Annotated in this window: 12 protein-coding genes and 1 pseudogene; 6 read left to right on the top strand and 7 right to left on the bottom strand. The window is 45.5% G+C overall.

Features of this window, described 5'->3' with window-relative positions:
- Positions 1-410: pseudogene (locus ACP45E_RS14380) on the top strand (penicillin-sensitive transpeptidase); the annotation flags it as partial.
- 57 nt (positions 411-467) lie between these two features.
- Here ACP45E_RS14380 and oxyR read toward each other — a convergent pair.
- Positions 468-1,355 carry a DNA-binding transcriptional regulator OxyR gene (gene oxyR / locus ACP45E_RS14375; RefSeq protein WP_017036771.1) on the bottom strand — a complete coding sequence of 296 codons (888 nt, stop codon included), beginning with the start codon at positions 1,353-1,355 and terminating at the stop codon, positions 468-470.
- Between the two features lie 189 nt (positions 1,356-1,544).
- On the opposite strand from oxyR, the gene ACP45E_RS14370 reads away from it, so the two are divergent.
- Together ACP45E_RS14370 and ACP45E_RS14365 are read left to right on the top strand one after the other, a co-directional pair.
- Positions 1,545-2,273 (top strand): glutathione peroxidase, encoded by a 729-nt coding sequence (locus ACP45E_RS14370; protein WP_017038296.1) that lies wholly within the window; start codon positions 1,545-1,547, stop codon positions 2,271-2,273.
- A gap of 230 nt (positions 2,274-2,503) precedes the next feature.
- Complete coding sequence (locus tag ACP45E_RS14365) at positions 2,504-3,976, top strand: dihydrolipoyl dehydrogenase (protein ID WP_026026667.1); 1,473 nt, start codon at positions 2,504-2,506, stop codon at positions 3,974-3,976.
- Positions 3,977-4,150: 174 nt separating this feature from the next.
- Here ACP45E_RS14365 and ACP45E_RS14360 read toward each other — a convergent pair whose 3' ends face one another.
- Positions 4,151-4,498 (bottom strand): RidA family protein, encoded by a 348-nt coding sequence (locus tag ACP45E_RS14360; protein WP_017038298.1) that lies wholly within the window; start codon positions 4,496-4,498, stop codon positions 4,151-4,153.
- 67 nt (positions 4,499-4,565) lie between these two features.
- Here ACP45E_RS14360 and ACP45E_RS14355 point away from each other — a divergent pair, with 67 nt between their 5' ends.
- Positions 4,566-4,844 carry a DUF3624 domain-containing protein gene (locus ACP45E_RS14355; RefSeq protein WP_017038299.1) on the top strand — a complete coding sequence of 93 codons (279 nt, stop codon included), beginning with the start codon at positions 4,566-4,568 and terminating at the stop codon, positions 4,842-4,844.
- A gap of 86 nt (positions 4,845-4,930) precedes the next feature.
- Here ACP45E_RS14355 and ACP45E_RS14350 read toward each other — a convergent pair whose 3' ends face one another.
- From ACP45E_RS14350 to argC, 5 genes are all read right to left on the bottom strand, one after another.
- Positions 4,931-6,394, bottom strand: coding sequence for an alkaline phosphatase (locus ACP45E_RS14350; RefSeq protein ID WP_017036776.1), 1,464 nt, complete (start codon positions 6,392-6,394; stop codon positions 4,931-4,933).
- 421 nt (positions 6,395-6,815) lie between these two features.
- Entirely contained in the window at positions 6,816-8,690 is a 1,875-nt protein-coding gene (gene argH / locus ACP45E_RS14345) for an argininosuccinate lyase (RefSeq protein WP_017036777.1), read from the bottom strand.
- Between the two features lie 309 nt (positions 8,691-8,999).
- On the bottom strand, positions 9,000-10,220 hold the full coding sequence (locus ACP45E_RS14340) for an argininosuccinate synthase (protein ID WP_017036778.1): 1,221 nt from the start codon (positions 10,218-10,220) through the stop codon (positions 9,000-9,002).
- Between the two features lie 113 nt (positions 10,221-10,333).
- Positions 10,334-11,140 (bottom strand): acetylglutamate kinase, encoded by an 807-nt coding sequence (gene argB, locus ACP45E_RS14335; RefSeq protein WP_017036779.1) that lies wholly within the window; start codon positions 11,138-11,140, stop codon positions 10,334-10,336.
- A gap of 124 nt (positions 11,141-11,264) precedes the next feature.
- The gene (gene argC, locus ACP45E_RS14330; RefSeq protein WP_017038300.1) at positions 11,265-12,284 is read right to left on the bottom strand and encodes an N-acetyl-gamma-glutamyl-phosphate reductase; all 1,020 of its coding nucleotides are present in this window, start codon (positions 12,282-12,284) and stop codon (positions 11,265-11,267) included.
- 222 nt (positions 12,285-12,506) lie between these two features.
- On the opposite strand from argC, the gene argE reads away from it, so the two are divergent.
- Both argE and ACP45E_RS14320 read left to right on the top strand, forming a co-directional pair.
- Entirely contained in the window at positions 12,507-13,643 is a 1,137-nt protein-coding gene (gene argE, locus ACP45E_RS14325; protein WP_017036781.1) for an acetylornithine deacetylase, read from the top strand.
- Positions 13,644-13,899: 256 nt separating this feature from the next.
- Positions 13,900-15,656 (top strand): phosphoenolpyruvate carboxylase (locus ACP45E_RS14320; RefSeq protein WP_069585157.1); only part of this gene is annotated, 1,757 nt, incomplete at its 3' end.

The raw sequence follows: 15,656 nt of genomic DNA, 5'->3' as shown, positions 1-15,656 counted from the left end.
GAACCACCAATGACTCTAAAGATGCTTGGTACAACGGCTACGGCCCTGGTATTGTTGCAACCGCGTGGGTTGGCTTTGATAACCACAACCGAAAACTGGGACAAACCACCACCAATAAAAACCTAGATAAGAACCAAATCACCGGAGGTGAGGCTGGCGCAAAAACAGCACAACCTGCGTGGGTGGACTTCATGCAAGTGGCTTTAGAGGGTGTTCCGATTCAATCGAAACAGCTACCTAACGACATTGTCCGCGTTCGAATCGATAGAGATTCCGGCCTTTTGACGAATAAGTTTGATTCAAGCTCGATGTTTGAATACTTCCTTGAGGGGACAGCGCCAACAGAATATGTTGAAGAATCGATCACCGACACGATTTATTCTAGCGCTAGCAGTGAAGAACTGTTTTAACTCGAAAACAGTAAAAAGGGTTGGCAATGCCAACCCTTTTTTATTGGCCATTTTTGATTAAGCTTGCAATATCGACTGAATGGTTCCGCCTAACTGTTCAAAACGAGCCCGCAATGGTGAGCCAGGTCGATAGACCAATACGATCTTTCTTGATGGCTGAGGCTCCATTTTTTTCACGTAGCAAACCCCATCTTTGGTTGACTCTTTAGGGACGGAAAGCTCTGGAAGCAAAGTAATTCCGCCCCCTGCTGCCACCATATTCCGCAGCGTTTCTAAGCTCGTGGCTTTGAAGCGTTTATCTTCTTTCGCCCCCGCAGCAAAGCAATAACCTAATGCTTGATCACGTAAACAGTGCCCATCTCCGAGCATTAATACTGTGCGTCCATTGAGCTCGTCGACATTTAAAAACTCAAGACCGGCCCATTCATGGTCGCTCGGCACCGCTAAAGCAAGCGGCTCATTGTAAAGCTCAATCTCTTTAAACGGTGCCGTCTCAGCCACCGATGCTAAGACCAAACAATCCAACTTTCCATCTTGCAACTGACGCACTAATTCATGTGTTTGAGATTCATGTAAAAACATTTCCAGTTCTGGATACGCGGCTTTCAGCTGTGGAATAATTCTTGGCAAGATATAGGGACCGACCGTGGGAATAAAGCCAATGTTCATTGGGCCCACCATCTCCCCACTTTGCCCACTCGCCATGTCTTTAAATCGCGTCACTTCGGAAAGAATAATTTTTGCTTGTTCGACAAGCTGCAACCCAGAATCAGTAAAAAGAACTTTACGACTATTTCGTTCCAGTAGAGCGGTACCGATTTCATCTTCCAACTTACGTATTTGCCCACTCAAGGTTGGCTGACTCACAAAACAAGACTCTGCGGCTTTACGGAAGTGCTGATGCTCAGCTAATGCAACTAAATATTCTAAATCTCGAATGTTCATATAGACTCATACTCAACGTCAGTTTAAGAGGCCATGCACCTCAATAGAAAACACCTATTGAAACGATAGCACCAAACGATTATTCCTATCAAAGAAAATTGTTAATAATAGCTTCAACAAAACGGAGCACAGCAAAGCGCTGACTAAGACTCACAGTAACTCATTAAACTTAAATACTAGGAAATCATTATGTTTGCATCTAAAGAAGGTCAATCAATCCCTCAAGTAACATTCCCAACTCGCCAAGGTGATGCATGGGTTAACGTAACGACAGAAGAGCTTTTCAAAGACAAGACAGTAATCGTATTCAGCCTACCAGGCGCGTTTACTCCAACCTGTTCTTCAAGCCACCTACCGCGCTACAACGAACTACACTCTGTATTCAAAGAAAACGGTGTTGATGACATCCTATGTGTTTCAGTTAACGACACTTTTGTAATGAATGCATGGAAAGCGGATCAAGAAGCAGAAAACATCACATTCATCCCAGATGGTAACGGTGATTTCACAGACGGCATGGGTATGCTGGTTGATAAAAACGACCTTGGCTTTGGTAAGCGTTCATGGCGCTACAGCATGCTGGTTAAAAACGGCGTGGTAGAAAAAATGTTCATCGAAGAAGACGTACCAGGCGACCCGTTCAATGTTTCTGATGCTGATACTATGCTTAACTACATCGCTCCTGAGCATAAAGAGCAAGAGTCAATCACAGTGTTCACTAAACCAGGCTGTCCTTTCTGTACGAAAGCAAAACAGAACCTAATCGATAAAGGGTTAAACTACGAAGAAGTAGTACTAGGTAAAGATGCAACAACAGTAAGCCTACGTGCAATCTCTGGTCGCACAACTGTTCCTCAAGTTTTCATCGGTGGTAAGCACATTGGTGGTAGCGAAGAACTAGAAGCGTATCTAGCTTAATCACAACCCACTGAAGACTACCTAGTGTGTCGGGCACTAGGTAGCCTTGTCCCTAACGTCACCTCTATACCCAAGTGGCTTTTAAATCCAAGTGGCTTTATATCTAAGCCGCTTGAATGATTCACCCAAAGCGGGCCATTAGAACACTTTGGTATAGAACGTACGAACACAACAATTTCTTTCAGCAGCCGGAATAAAAAGGCTCAGAAAATAAAAGTAGAGATATGGTTATGAAACAAGTAAACGTAGATGTAGCTGTGATTGGTGGTGGTACTGCAGGTTTAGGCGCTTATCGCGCGGCAAAAGCAAACACATCAAGTGTCGTTATGATAGAAGGCGGCCCATTTGGTACAACCTGTGCTCGCGTTGGCTGCATGCCGTCAAAACTGCTTATCGCTGCTGCTGAAAGCGTTCATCAGATTGAAAAAGCGCCAGGATTCGGTGTTTACCCTCAAGGTGAAACGGTGATCAATGGCCGCGAAGTAATGGACAGAGTAAAACGTGAACGTGACCGTTTTGTCGGATTTGTTCTTGAAGGGGTCAACGAAATCCCGGCTGAAGACAAAATCCTCGGCTACGCAAAGTTTCTCGATAACAACACATTGATTGTTGATGACCACACAACCATTACCGCTAAACGCATTGTCATCGCCACGGGATCACGCCCTGCCTACCCTGCGGTTTGGAACGAGCTTGGTGATCGCCTTGTTATCAATGACGACGTATTTGATTGGGACGATCTGCCAGAATCCGTCGCTGTATTTGGTCCTGGCGTTATTGGTTTGGAGTTAGGCCAATCCCTGCACCGTTTGGGTGTGAAGGTGAAAGTATTCGGTGTGGGCGGTCAAGTCGGGCCAATCACTGACCCTGAAGTCATGGCTTACGCGAACAAAGCATTCCAAGAGGAGTTCTATCTTGATGCGGATGTTAAAGTAGAGACCATGCGTCGTGTGCTTGACGACCAAGGCAACGAGACGGACAAAGTCGAGATCATGTTCATCAACCACGATGGTGAACTTGAAACCTTCATTGTTGATTATGTATTAGCAGCAACAGGACGTCGTCCTAACGTTGATAAACTCGCTCTTGAAACGACTACGCTGGAATTAGATGAACGCGGTGTACCAACAGCCGATTACTACACGTTACAAACATCGGTAGAGAGCATCTTTATTGCGGGTGATGCAAGTAACCAAATTCCACTGCTTCATGAAGCGGCAGACCAGGCGAGAATCGCCGGTGATAATGCGGGACGCTTCCCAGATATTCGAGCAGGGTTACGCCGTTCGGTTATCTCAGCGGTATTCTCGGATCCGCAAATTGCCATGGTCGGTGAAACCTTCAAACAACTAGAACAGCGTTTAGGTAACTGTGGGTGTTTTGCAACCGGCGAGGTTTCGTTTGAGAATCAAGGTCGCTCACGTGTCATGCTGAGAAACAAAGGTATTTTACATGTGTACGGAGAGCAAGGAACAGGACGGTTCCTAGGCGCTGAAATGATGGGGCCTAATGCTGAGCACTTAGCGCACTTACTGGCTTGGGCACACCAGAACAAGATGACGGTATCGGAAATGCTCGATATGCCATTCTACCACCCAGTGATTGAAGAAGGTGTTCGTACTGCACTTCGTGACCTGAACGCCAAACTGCACCTAGGACCAGAGATGGTGAAACATTGCCTAGACTGTGGACCGGGATGTTAATGTAGGCTTAATTGAAAACAAGCTAAAAATAGGCTGAAGAGAAGATGAAAACAGGTGGAAAAGAGGCTGAACATAGGCTTTTTCCACCACTTCTTTTCAGCCTGTTTTTTCAGCCTTTCTATCGCGCCTCTTTGTAACCTTGTCTCAGGCTTCTTTTCTACCCTACTGGCTCAATTATTTTTCAGCAGCAATCACAGAGATTTCAACCAATAGCGCTTCACGCGCCATGTCACCGGTCACACAAGCGCGTGCAGGTGCGTGACCTTCAGGAACCCAAGCATCCCAAACCTCATTCATCTCTTTAAAATCTTTCATATCTTTTAAATAGATGGTCGCCGACAACATATGCTCTTTATCACTACCCGCTTCAAGTAGTAAGGTTTCTACCTTATCTAGCATGGTTTGCGTTTGCTCTTTGATGCCTTTTTCTGCATCCGCACAAACTTGGCCACATAGATAGATGGTTCCGTTATGCTTAACAATACGGCTCATACGTTGCTTAGTGTGTTGACGTTCAATCATTTTGCTCACTTTCTTGGGTTAGTTACGATATTCTATCAACGTGTATATTACCCAATAAGAAACATTCATGACATGTAAAACGTGCGATAACGCGGCCTGGTTTTGGAAAAAGATCGGGCGCTGTCAACGCTGTATGGATCAGCTCACCACGCTCTCGGTGTTGTGTGCGGCTGTTTGGTGGTTTACCTGTCGAGAAACGCCGTTCAGCATAGAATCCATTGCGCTTATCATGGCGGGACTTGCGTTTAATGGATTGCTGTTTTTACATCTTTGGATGAAGTTTATCGTCATTCCCTACCAAGAGAATAAGCGCAAAAAAAACTCCAGCACTTCAGGCAAGCACTAGAGTTTTATCATTATCGTTTACGTTAGCTTTTTCGTTTACATTGCTTTTGGCATTTACATTACTTTTACCGCTGCATCTCTGGCTTGTTAACGGGTGAGCCCAAGCGCTTCGTCTACCACATGATAGATATAATGCTGCTCAACCACACCTTGAAACAACCATGCTTGCGGTCCACGAGCAAAGATCGCCACATCTTCCCCCGAATGCGTTTCTGAGCTCAGTTTCACCAATGCCTGCTGTAAGTAATCGAGCTTTTCCACTTGCTCTGCCGTTGGGTTATCTCGCTCACCTTTCACCGCTCCCGGGCCATTTCCGTAAGCGAGTGTCGTGTAATTTTTCCCAAAATCATCTTGGTTAAGCTTACCTTTTTGCTTGGAAAGACCCAGAATTGGATTGCCGCGCTCAGCATAGCCATTTGAAATCAGTGTATGAGCATGATCCGCAGTCACAATAATCAGGGTTTCTTCAGGGTTGGTTTTTTCTAACGCAAGTCGAATCGCATTATCAAAAGCGACCGTGTCTTCCAGCGCTCTGGCGGCATTGCCATCGTGGTGAGCATGGTCTATGCGTCCAGCTTCCACCATCAAGATATAACCCGTTTTGTTGTTGCCTAATATTTGAATCGCTTTATCGGTCATCTCGGCCAGTGATGGCTCTTGGTTGTCGACCTTTCTATCCGCTTCATATTGCATATGGCTGCTTTCAAACAGACCAAATGCTCGCTGTTGATCGGTCAGCTTATCAAAGCCTTGGCGATCATAAACATACTGGCCTTTCGGGTACCGATCTTGCCACTCTTCAATCAGGTTACGCCCATCTTTACGTTTGCCTTTTTTACCCTCAGGGTCCGTGTTATCTATCGGAAGAAATTCACGGCGACCACCAGCAAAAGCCACTTGAAAGCCGTCACCGTGATCAAACTCTATAAACTGTGTTGCAATGTCTTTACACCCATTCCCTTTGGCGATATTCGGCATAGCTGCATCGTTTTCCCAGTTACGGTCGGCGCTATGTGCAAACGTGACCGCTGGCGTAGCATGGGTCAATCTCGCGGTCGACACCACGCCAAGAGACATACCTTTTTCAGCGGCTGAGTGAAACGCTGTCTTCACTTCATTTCCTTTTGCACTGCTACAAAAACCACGTTGCACCTTATCATTAACACTGATAACACCTGCTTTGGTCTTCACCCCTGCCACCATCGCGGTTGCCGTGCCCGCTGAATCCGGTGTTTGCATATCGGTATTGTATGTTTTAGCTAATGCAGTATGAGGGAGACTTTCCATAGCGAGTGAATATTCTTCACCTTTAAGCCCTTTGTTTTGCCCTGCATAAATACGGGCTGCGGTCATTGTGCCCACACTCATACCATCACCGATAAATAAGATGACATTTTTAGCCGGCCCTGTGATTGGCTTTAACTTTTTTGCTGCTGTAATAGCACTTTGGCCTTGGGTATACCAAGTATCACTTTGTTGAGGCAGTTCTGCCATTGAAACTGTTGATGCTATTAGACCGCTGAGCGCTAATCCTAGTTGAAATCCTTTCACTGCGTTTCTCCGATGGAATAAATGAACGGGCCCAACGGTAGCCAATTTGTATCTCAGTTTAATGAATGATTATTGACACTTTTTTGACTACTCGTGAAATAGGAAAATCCAAAAATGGCGTACAGAAGAAAGAGATAAACCGCGTAAGATAAAAATACGAGCGAAAAGCCTGGGCGATAAAAAGAAAAAAGCCCCGCAGCCAATCTCGGTTGCGGGGCCTTCTTAGATATTTTCTAAGAAAAAGCAGTGGTATTAATTCAGACTGCTGCTTTTCCTTTTAGTTCCTTAAATCGAGGATCTTTTTTGATCTTTCTTCAAGAAAATGAGTTTGCGCCCTATACTCAATCACTTACATAAAAACTTAATCAAATAAAGCATAAATCAAATAGAACATCGCGCGCAATAATAGGGTTAAAACCGGTTAAGCCACGTTCACTTTGGCAATGATCTGTTCAACCAAGTTCACTTCCAACGCCACTTCATCACAAGCGTGCTGACGTGGACACTGATCACAGTCTTTAAGCACTTTCTCAGGCAGCAACGACTTGGATGTCGGAATAAAGCTGTGCTTCATAAAGAACTCTGGTGTTCTTGTCAGCACAAAGACTTTTTTAATCGCCATTTGGCGTGCTTTATCCACTAAGTGTTGAACAATCGCCGAGCCTTGTCCCTGACCTTGCCAACCAGCTTCTACGCCTAATGAGCGAATTTCGGCCAAACCAGAATCATACACATAAAGCGATGCACAGCCCGTCACTTCACCATGGTGTTCTGCCACCGCAAACGAGCCAATATCGCGTACTAACTCATTACGAGATCGCGGTAGGTTTTCTCCCATGTTGGCCCAATAAGCGACCATGCCTTCCAACGCTTCAATGTCGGTAAGACGCGCAGAACGTACTTTCACCGCCGAAGTATCGCGCTGAGCAAGACGTTGATCCGCTTGATCAACCGCATACGCCACTTGCTTAGGAGAAACGCCACCTAAGGCACTTCGTTTTTCCAAACAGGATTCGATGGTTAAAATATCGTACACATCATCTTCAATTACATCAGAGAAGGCTTTGAGCTCATCAAGTGAAAGATCTTCTAACGCGCAGCCTTTTGAAATGGCCCCCACAACCGCAACCCCAACAATATGGTGAGCTTCACGAAATGGAATGTTTTTCGCGACTAGGTAATCCGCCAGCTCAGTTGAATTGGCATAACCTTGTTGCGCGGCTTCTAATGTACGTTCTTTGTTAACTTTAATGCCTTCAAAACACAGCGCGGCCATTTCCATACAATCGTTCCAAGTATCAAGCGCATCAAACAGCCCTTCCTTGTCTTCTTGCATGTCTTTGTTGTACGCCAATGGCAGTGCTTTCACTGTCATCATCATCGCCGCAAGAGAGCCATAAACACGGCCAGTTTTACCACGAATAAGTTCAAGCGCGTCTGGGTTTTTCTTTTGTGGCATCAATGACGAGCCTGATGTCACCGTGTCGGCTAACTCGATAAAATTCGACTCGCCTGAGTTATAGAAGATCATGTCTTCTGCAAGACGAGAAAGGTGAAGCATGGAGATAGACGCAATCGACATAAGCTCCATCACGTGATCACGATCAGAAACAGAATCGAGCGAGTTACGTGTTGCACGACGAAACCCAAGATTATGCGCCAGTTCTTCACGGTCCATCGGGTAGGCTGTACCGGCAAGTGCGCCAGAGCCAAGTGGACAAGTATCGAGACGCTTAATCGCATCATTCAAACGTGAATAATCACGCTCTAACATTTCAACATACGCCAAACACCAGTGAGCAAAAGTCACCGGTTGTGCACGTTGCAAGTGCGTATAACCAGGTAACACGGTAGCTTGGTGTTCTCTTGCAACTTCAACCATTTTCGCTTGCAGACGATCAAGGCCAATAAGCAGTTGTTGCCCTTGCTGGCGACACCACAATTTTAAGTCGGTTGCGACTTGATCATTACGAGAACGGCCAGTGTGTAATTTTTTACCTAAATCACCCACCTTGCCAATTAATTGCTGTTCAACCCAAGAGTGAATATCTTCTGCATCAGAGCGTAAAATCTGATTGGGATCTTCCATCACTTCAAGTTTGAGTTCATTCAGGGCCAGTTCAAGCTTTTGCTGCTCTTCTTCACTCAACACATCGACAGATTGCAACGCTTTTGACCAAGCGATAGAGCCAACAATGTCTTGCTCAGCCAATCGGTAATCAAAGCGAAGTGAATCGTTAAAGTCTTTGAACCTAGTGTCTGCTGCTTGGGTAAATCTACCGCCCCATAATGCCATTGTGTCTCTCCTAAATGCTCAGTATCTACTGCTTGTGCAACGATGTTCTCTGATTAAATTCAGCTTCTCTTTTTGTATGTTTCAAACTTACAGCAATTCAATATAAAAACAAGGTAAAAATGCATTTTTTTCACATAATTATTCACGGATGGTACATTTAAATTCGTCATGGCGATCTGACTCACTGACAAAAATCCATTACACGTCTTTCGTCATAAAGTACTTATCCAAAAGTCCCCCCCTAAATAAAAGAAAAACCCACTTGCAAAAACAAGTGGGTTTTATTGGTTTTCATTCAGTAATGGTTGATTACTTTGATCTTTTCACTTCGTTCAGTGCTCTGATTCTGCTTGATAGAGAGTAAAGACGAATGAAGCCTTCAGCATGGCTTTGGTCGTACACTTCATCTTCACCAAACGTTGCAAACTCTTCACAATATAAGCTGTTCGCCGAACGTTTTTGAGTCACTGTTGCGTGCCCTTTGTAAAGCTTAACCACCACTTCGCCATTCACATCTTGAGCAAGCTCTTCGGTGGCTGCAAGAATCGATTTGCACAGTGGTGTGAACCAACGACCATCGTAAACAAGGTGCGAAGCTTTCACGCCCAACTCTTCACGGAACTCAAACGCCGCTTTATCTAATACAAGTTGCTCAACCGCACGTAGCGCTTCCATCATGATAGTGCCGCCCGGAGTTTCGTAACAACCACGAGACTTCATGCCCACGAGACGGTTCTCAACGATATCGATACGACCAACGCCGTGCTTTGCGCCTTTTTCATTAAGGTAAACTAGCGCGTTGTATGGCGTCATTTCTTCACCATCGACCGCAACCACTTCACCTTTTACCACTTTCAGTGTCACTGACTCTGATTGATCCGGTGCTTTTTCTGGATCAACAGTCCAATCCCAGCAATCATCGTTTGGCGCGTTCCATGTATCTTCTAACACGCCGCCTTCTGTTGATATATGCCATGCATTGGCATCACGTGAATAGATTTTCGTTAGTGATGCGGTACATGGGATATTACGCTCGGCAAGGTAATCCAGACATTCTTCACGGCTTACAAGGTCCCACTCACGCCAAGGAGCAATAACATGCAGGTCAGGGGCAAGCGCCGCAAATGCACCTTCAAAACGTACCTGGTCGTTACCTTTACCGGTACAACCGTGACACAACGCATCCGCACCCACTTTACGTGCCACTTCAACTTGCGCTTTGGCAATTATCGGACGCGCCATTGAGGTACCTAGCAGGTATTTTCCTTCGTAGTACGCGCCTGTTTTTAGTGTCGGGTAGATGTAATCGGCCACCATCTCTTCTTTTAGATCAGCGATGTAGCATTCTGAAGCGCCTGACGCTTTTGCTTTCTCTTCAATACCTTCCAGTTCTTGTGCGCCTTGGCCCACATCAGCAACAAATGCAATCACTTCACAGTCATAGTTCTCTTTTAGCCACGGGATAATGACTGAGGTATCTAGACCGCCAGAGTATGCGACAACAACTTTTTTAACTTGAACTTTGCTCATTTTTTCTCTCCAAATTCCTTGCTCTGCGCTTGGCGGTCAGTGCTAAGGCTTCCATTTAATAGTGTTAATTTTGTTGTGCTCACGCTTGTGCGTAAGAACGTATTGGTTGTGTTCTACTTTGGTACGAAAAGTGTTCCGATACACTCTCCGGCAAATAATTTGACCAGTTTCTCTGGGTATCTCCAGGTAGCAACTTGAATAGATCGCCCTAAATCATTGGCCGCTTCCAGGGCCGCTTCTACCTTGACAATCATGCCATCAGTAATCACCTGGCCTTGAATCAGCGCCGATGCTTGTTCTTCAGTTAGACTACCGATTAGGTGTCCTTTGCCGTCTAATACACCACTCACATCAGAAAGCAGAACTAACTCAGCATCAAGAGCACCAGCAACGGCAACCGCAGCTTGGTCGGCATTCACATTCATTAATTGCCCTGCTGGTGTTAAGCCAATCGAGCTAATGATAGGAAGCGCTCCAGTATCTAGAATCGCTTGAAGTACCGCTGAATCTCCTGGTGACGCTTTACCTACTGCGCCTAATTCAGGATCCAACTCTTCAACTTGACACAATCCACCGTCCGCTAGACTTAAACCCACCGCATTAAGGCCATCTTTGATCGCTTGCCCTTGAAGCAGTTTGTTGGCAGTTCCTGCTAATGCTCCTGCAATAACAGGGATTTGTTCGTAAGGCGTCACACGTAAACCGTTTTTCTTCACCGTTTCTAAATTCAGTTTACCCATAAGGTCATCCACTAAATACCCGCCACCATGAACAATGACGATTTGTCGTCGAGCTTGCTGCTGATAAGTGTTGATAGCCGCGAATAGCTGACTCAGAGTCTCGTTACTCTCTAGCGCTGCTCCGCCTAACTTAATCACCAATGGCATGGCTTTTTTTTCTGACAAGGTATTATCGGTCATGAATGTTCCTTACTGCTCTGATTATCTCAATGGCGTATTTGTCTTTTTCTTCTTTTTACGTATTCGCCGTCTATTCCGTCTTTGTCTAACCGCCGCTTACTCTAATGCGGTTATATTCATACAACTAAATTAACGCGGTTAACTGGGAGAATCCGTAGTGGATATTCAAGCACTGCATCGCTTGGCTTGACGCCCCTTTCAGTAAGTTATCAATCGCTGATACCACGATGACGTGCTCACCTTCCACCTTCCACCCCAAATCACAAAATGGAGTGAACTCTACGTTTTGAATTCTTGGCATCTGCTCATCCAGTAAACGGACTGCTGGCTTACCGTCATACGCTTTAACAAACGCTTGTGTCACTTGTTCAGCAGTCACACCGGCGGACAACTTCATCGTGATAGTCGCGAGAATGCCGCGTTTAAAATTACCTAGGTGCGGGGTAAAAATCACATCACAACCTAAGTGGCTGGTGATCTCTGGCTGATGACGGTGCGCAAACACACCGTAAGGCTGTAGGCTCACTTCGCAAAAGCTATTGACCATAGACGCTTTACGTCCTGCCCCTGTTACACCACTGGTCGCATTGATCACAGGCCATTGATTCAGATCGAGAAGCTGTGATTCAACCAAAGGCTTGATGGCCAGTTGTGACGCGGTTGGGTAACAACCTGCAACAGCCACTAGCTGAGCTTGGGTAATGACCTCTTCGTTCCACTCAGCCAAACCATAAGCTGCGTTGTCTAACCAAGCGGCATGTTGATGCTCGAAGCCATAGTACTGCTGGTAGAAGCCTTCACCTTTTACTCGAAACGCACCGGATAAATCAAAAACCTGGCAACCGTTCTCTAAAAAAATAGGAGCAAGGTCATGGCTCACTTCATGGGCGGTGGCTAAAAAAACAACATCGCAGTCAGTCGCCGCTTTTTTAACGTCCACTAACGGCTCAACAGGCATATCAACCAAACCGGCTAGCTTACCGTGCAACTCTCCAATATTTTTACCTGCATCAACACTATTGGCTGAAACGTACAAACCTGATAGCGTGAGCTGTGGATGTTTTTGCACCATGACAGCTAATTCGGCTCCGGTATAACCGCTAGCGCCAATAATCGTGGTTTTAAGTAACTCAGCGTGTGACATCGACAACTTCCAAATTCAAGGTTAATAGTGGTTTCTTCGTTAGTCGTGAATCGTAGTGACTACGTTTCAATTTCATGGCTATTCATCAGAGTGAGCCCTTGACTCAAAATGACTATTAATTTTAAAAAAATAGCTTTAATTGATTTTTTATTCACAAATAATGATTTAATATGTGTTTTACCTTCTTAAGGTATTTCTGTCAACAGTAGAAGTGAAGATAATATGCAATTACCCAGTTTTCTCGAGGTCTACGAAGGCCTAATTTCAACCTCATCCATCAGTTCAAGTGATCCTAGCTGGGATGAAGGCAACAGCATGGTGATTGAAAAGCTCGCCACCTGGTTAAAAGACATCGGTTTTGACGTCACCGTTACAGAAGTTGAAAAAGGAAAGCACAATCTGATCGCTAAGAAAGGCTCAGGAGAAGGCGGGCTGCTTCTTGCTGGACACAGTGATACCGTGCCATTTGATGAGGGTCGTTGGAGTTTTGATCCACACACATTAACCCAAGCGAACGATCGCTTTTACGGGCTTGGCACTGCAGATATGAAGGGCTTCTTTGCGTTTATTATTGAAGCTGTGAAGAAAGTCGATTGGAGCAAGCAAACCAAGCCGCTGTATATATTAGCAACCTGTGATGAGGAAACGACCATGTTGGGCGCTCGTCACTTTACCGACAATGCACCGTTTAAACCTGATTATTGCATTATCGGTGAGCCAACCAGCTTAGTTCCGGTCAGAGGCCATAAAGGCCACGTCGCTAACGCCGTGCGGATCACGGGTAAATCGGGCCACTCTTCCGATCCCGCGTTGGGTGTCAACGCCATCGAAATCATGCATGAGGTTTTGTTTGCCCTGATGCAACTGCGCGACAAACTCATCAAAGAGTATCATCACCCGGGCTTTGCGATTCCAAGCCCGACTCTAAACCTTGGTCATATTCATGGTGGAGACAGTGCAAACCGTATCTGTGGATGCTGTGAGCTGCATTATGATGTTCGCCCTTTACCTGGCATTAGCCTCGATGGGCTGGATAACATGTTACGAGCATCACTGAAAGAAGTGGAAGCAAAATGGCCGGGCCGAATCGAAATAACACCTCTGCATGAACCGATTCCCGGTTATGAGTGCCAACATGACCATCCGTTTATTGCCGGTGTTGAAGAAATTTGCGAAACCCCGTCAGAAACCGTTAACTACTGTACTGAAGCACCTTTCCTACAACAGCTCTGCCCAACCCTAGTATTAGGCCCAGGCTCAATCGAACAGGCGCACCAACCGGATGAGTTCTTAGCCTTTGAGTTTATTGATCCCACCATCAATATTTTATCTAAAGCGATGTATAAATATTGTTTTTGAACCAAATTAACTGAAGATTGATCAGATAAAGTCTAACAGCGTGTGAGTGACCTTATAGCTAGCACGCTTTATTCGTCTATTTTTGTAATAAACTTTCAACACTTTAATTATCAATGCCCGAAGAGCATCTCTTACATCCACTTGCACAATAAATGCAAACTTATGCTGCAATATTTGACTCTTGGTAGCACTTTTCGCTAGATTGTGTACCTAACAAGGAACACCGGATGTAACTTTTTTACAAGGCAGGATGATAATGAACGAAAAATACGCTGCGCTCACAAGTAACGTAAGCATGCTAGGCCGCTTGCTTGGCAACACCATCAAGGATTCACATGGTGACGTTATTTTAGAGAAAGTTGAGACAATTCGTAAGCTTTCTAAATCAGCGAGTGCAGGCAATCAATCCGACCGCGCCACTTTAATTGAAGAAATTAAAAGTTTACCCAACGAGCAACTCACGCCTGTTGCACGCGCATTTAACCAATTTCTCAACTTGACCAATATGGCAGAGCAGTACCATACGATTTCACGCCATTGTGAAGAGCACGTATGCGAACCTGACGCGATCAGCAGTTTGTTTTCGAAGCTAAGCCAAAATGGCATCAGTAAACTCGATACGGCTCAAGCAGTCCGTGACCTCAATATTGAATTGGTGTTAACCGCTCACCCTACTGAAATCACTCGTCGCACTATGATCAATAAACTGGTCAAAACCAACGAGTGTTTATCAAAGCTTGAACTGACCGACCTTTCTCATAAAGAACGCCAGAAAACAGAACGACGTTTAGAGCAGTTGATCGCTCAAGGTTGGCACTCTGATGTGATTCGTAAGCAGCGCCCAACTCCACTGGATGAAGCAAAATGGGGCTTTGCTGTTGTAGAGAACTCACTGTGGGAAGGCGTTCCTGAATTCTTGCGCGAGCTTGATGATCGCCTAACAAGCTACCTAGGTGAAGGCTTACCTATTGACGCTCGCCCAGTGCATTTCTCATCTTGGATGGGTGGCGATCGCGATGGTAACCCATTTGTGACGCATACAATCACTCGTGAAGTGATGCTTCTTTCTCGTTGGAAAGCCGCTGACCTTTACTTGGGTGATGTGAACGAGCTTATCTCTGAGCTCTCGATGACGAAGTGTAATGATGCTGTCCGTGATTTAGCCGGTGATGACCAACATGAACCGTATCGCGCTGTATTGAAAGGTCTTCGTTCGCTTCTAAACGAAACGCTGGACATTCTCGACGCAAAAGTCAATGGCCAAAAGCTGGCTGTAAAAGCACCATTGCAGCATATTGATCAATTATGGGCACCGCTTTATGCCTGTTATCAATCACTGCATGAATGTGGCATGGGTGTGATTGCTGACGGCTCACTGCTCGATACTTTACGCCGCATTAAAGCGTTTGGTGTCCACCTTGTCCGCTTGGATATCCGCCAAGAAAGTACTCGCCATTCAGACGTGTTATCAGAACTGACTCGTTATCTGGGTATTGGTGATTACGATCAGTGGAGCGAGCAAGATAAAATTGCTTTTCTAACGAATGAGCTAAGCTCTAAACGCCCACTTCTACCACGCGACTGGGAGCCATCGGCACCGGTAAAAGAAGTTTTAGATACGTGTAAGATTGTGGCGTCTCAACCACGTGAAGCGTTTGGCGCTTATGTTATTTCAATGGCACGCACAGCTTCAGATGTACTGGCTGTTCATTTGCTTCTACAAGAATCAGGTTGTCCTTACCGCATGGACGTTTGTCCGCTGTTTGAAACACTGGACGACTTGAACAACGCAGAATCGGTCATTAAGCAATTAATGGACATCGATCTGTACCGAGGCTTTATTCAGAATCATCAAATGGTCATGATCGGTTACTCCGACTCTGCGAAAGATGCCGGTGTTATGGCTGCAGGCTGGGCACAATACAGCGCAATGGATGCTCTGGTTAAAGTATGTGACGCTGAAGGCATTGAACTAACACTGTTCCACGGCCGCGGCGAGATCGGAAGAGCGGT

The sequence above is a fragment of the Vibrio genomosp. F10 str. 9ZD137 genome, from assembly GCF_049974785.1.
Taxonomy (GTDB): domain Bacteria; phylum Pseudomonadota; class Gammaproteobacteria; order Enterobacterales; family Vibrionaceae; genus Vibrio.
Note: the sequence above shows the minus strand (reverse complement) of the source record. Positions and strands in the feature narration are given on the sequence as shown.

Bases quoted from the DNA above. Each gene is read 5' to 3' on its own strand.
- argH (WP_017036777.1), bottom strand. From the start codon at position 8,690: ATGGCATTATGGGGCGGTAGATTTACCCAAGCAGCAGACACTAGGTTC.
- ACP45E_RS14365 (WP_026026667.1), top strand. From the start codon at position 2,504: ATGAAACAAGTAAACGTAGATGTAGCTGTGATTGGTGGTGGTACTGCA.
- argE (WP_017036781.1), top strand. From the start codon at position 12,507: ATGCAATTACCCAGTTTTCTCGAGGTCTACGAAGGCCTAATTTCAACC.
- argB (WP_017036779.1), bottom strand. From the start codon at position 11,140: ATGACCGATAATACCTTGTCAGAAAAAAAAGCCATGCCATTGGTGATT.
- ACP45E_RS14355 (WP_017038299.1), top strand. From the start codon at position 4,566: ATGACATGTAAAACGTGCGATAACGCGGCCTGGTTTTGGAAAAAGATC.
- ACP45E_RS14370 (WP_017038296.1), top strand. From the start codon at position 1,545: ATGTTTGCATCTAAAGAAGGTCAATCAATCCCTCAAGTAACATTCCCA.
- argC (WP_017038300.1), bottom strand. From the start codon at position 12,284: ATGTCACACGCTGAGTTACTTAAAACCACGATTATTGGCGCTAGCGGT.
- oxyR (WP_017036771.1), bottom strand. From the start codon at position 1,355: ATGAACATTCGAGATTTAGAATATTTAGTTGCATTAGCTGAGCATCAG.
- ACP45E_RS14340 (WP_017036778.1), bottom strand. From the start codon at position 10,220: ATGAGCAAAGTTCAAGTTAAAAAAGTTGTTGTCGCATACTCTGGCGGT.
- ACP45E_RS14360 (WP_017038298.1), bottom strand. From the start codon at position 4,498: ATGATTGAACGTCAACACACTAAGCAACGTATGAGCCGTATTGTTAAG.